A 315-nucleotide genomic window follows, 5' to 3' on the forward strand; every position below is an offset into this window, starting at 1 on the left:
TTCGCGGACAAGCTCGACGTGTCCACCGTGAAGGGTGCACAGCAGGCAATGGAAGTGGTCGACAAGGCCCTGGGTGCGATCAACAGCACCCGCGCCGACCTCGGTGCGATCCAGAACCGCTTCACCTCGGTGGTTGCCAACCTGCAGACCTCGTCGGAAAACCTGTCGGCGTCGCGCAGCCGCATCAAGGACACCGACTTCGCCAAGGAAACCGCTGAGCTGACCCGCACCCAGATCCTGCAGCAGGCCGGTACGGCCATGCTGGCCCAGGCCAACCAGGTGCCGCAGGGCGTGCTCAGCCTGCTGCGCTGATCC

The 315-nt window shown here is 65.4% G+C and carries 1 protein-coding gene; it reads left to right on the forward strand.

The genetic code is table 11. The features are described 5' to 3' along the window. A partial coding sequence (locus tag AC1DKR_RS21535; RefSeq protein ID WP_394198984.1) for a flagellin occupies positions 1-312 on the forward strand: 312 nt, incomplete at its 5' end. Positions 313-315 lie beyond the last annotated feature (3 nt).

The organism is Stenotrophomonas sp. 01N47, assembly GCF_056399165.1.